Source organism: Pseudomonas sp. CFBP13528, assembly GCF_005233615.1.
Taxonomy (GTDB): domain Bacteria; phylum Pseudomonadota; class Gammaproteobacteria; order Pseudomonadales; family Pseudomonadaceae; genus Aquipseudomonas; species Aquipseudomonas fluorescens_AM.
In genome coordinates, this window is record NZ_QGAJ01000037.1 from 1 (window position 1) to 1,545 (window position 1,545).

The 1,545-nt window shown below is 56.4% G+C and carries 1 protein-coding gene; it reads right to left on the bottom strand.

What is annotated here, in order from left to right:
- Positions 1–1,545 (bottom strand): immunoglobulin-like domain-containing protein (locus tag PspCFBP13528_RS27445; protein ID WP_342671489.1); only part of this gene is annotated, 1,545 nt, incomplete at both ends.

A 1,545-nucleotide genomic window follows, 5' to 3' on the forward strand; every position in this document is an offset into this window, starting at 1 on the left:
GCGCAACAACCGAAACACTGGCGCTCGATTGGTTTACACCGATAGTAATGCTCTGGCCGTTATCCAACGTCACGGTCAACGGGTTGGTGATGTTCGTCACCGGCGCGCCGTTTTTATCCACAAGGCTGGCGGTGTAGACGATGTTGCCGCCTTCGCCGACGGTAGTAGTGGCGGTCAGAACCACATCGACCTTGTCGATGGTGTCGTTGATCGTGGTGGTCGCACCGTTGCCTGCAACTTCCAGCTTCTCGAAGTTGCCGCCCGTTGCGTCGGTGATCTTGACCGTCTGCGTGCTCTTATCGATGAACACGTCATCGGTTGGCGCAGGGACGGTCACAGTGCCGACGGTTTCACCGGCTTTGATAGTGATCGACGATCCGTTATCGAGTTTCAGCGTGACGTCACTACCGGCCTTATTACTCAAAGTCGCGGTATACGTGATTTGCCCACCTTCGTTAACAGCATTTGGCGCGGTCAGCGTGACGGTAGTGGTGTTGTCGGTGCCTGGAGTATCAGTCACGGTTGTATTAACCGGCGCGGTGCCTGGCACCAAATTCTCGAAGTGCTCGCCACCCGTGACGGTCTGAATAGCAGCGGTGACGGTTTGGTCGCCCTTGTACACATCATCAGGCGCAACAACAGAAATGCTACCGCTCGATTGGTTCACACCGATGGTGATGCTTTGGCCGTTATCCAAGGTGACGGTCAACGGGTTGGTGATGTTCGTCACCGGTACGCCGTTTTTATCCACAAGGCTGGCGATGTAAACGATGTTGCCGCCTTCGCCGACGGTGTTGGTTGCAGTCAGAACTACATCGACCTTGTCGATGGTGTCATTGATCGTGGTGGTCGCACCGTTGCCAGCAACTTCCAACTTCTCAAAGTTGCCGCCAGTCGCTTCAGTGATCTGGACGGTCTGAGTGCTCTTGTCGATAAACACATCATCGGTAGGCGCTGGCACGGTCACGGTGCCGACAGTATCGCCAGCTTTGATGGTGATCGATGAGCCGTTATCCAACTTCAACGTGACGTCGCTGCCTGCTTTATTGGAGAGCGTAGCGGTGTACGTGATCTGGCCACCTTCGTTCGCCTGTGCCGGAGCTGTCAGGGTAACGGTGGTGGTGTTGTCGGTGCCCGGAGTATCAGTCACGGTGGTGTTAACTGGCGCGGTGCCAGGCACCAGGTTTTCGAAGTGCTCGCCACCGGTCACACCTTTGATGGCGGTCGTGACGGTTTGATCGCCCTTGTACACGTCATCCGGCGCCACAACCGAAACGCTGCCGCTCGACTGATTTACACCAATGGTGATGCTCTGGCCGTTATCCAAGGTGACGGTCAGCGGATTGGTGACGTTAGTCACCGGCGCGCCGTTTTTATCCACAAGGCTGGCGGTGTAGACGATGTTGCCGCCTTCGCCGACGGTAGTGGTTGCGGTCAGAACCACATCGACCTTGTCGATGGTGTCGTTGATCGTGGTGGTTGCGCCATTGCCAGCAACTTCCAGCTTCTCGAAGTTGCCGCCAGTCGCTTCAGTGATCTGGACGG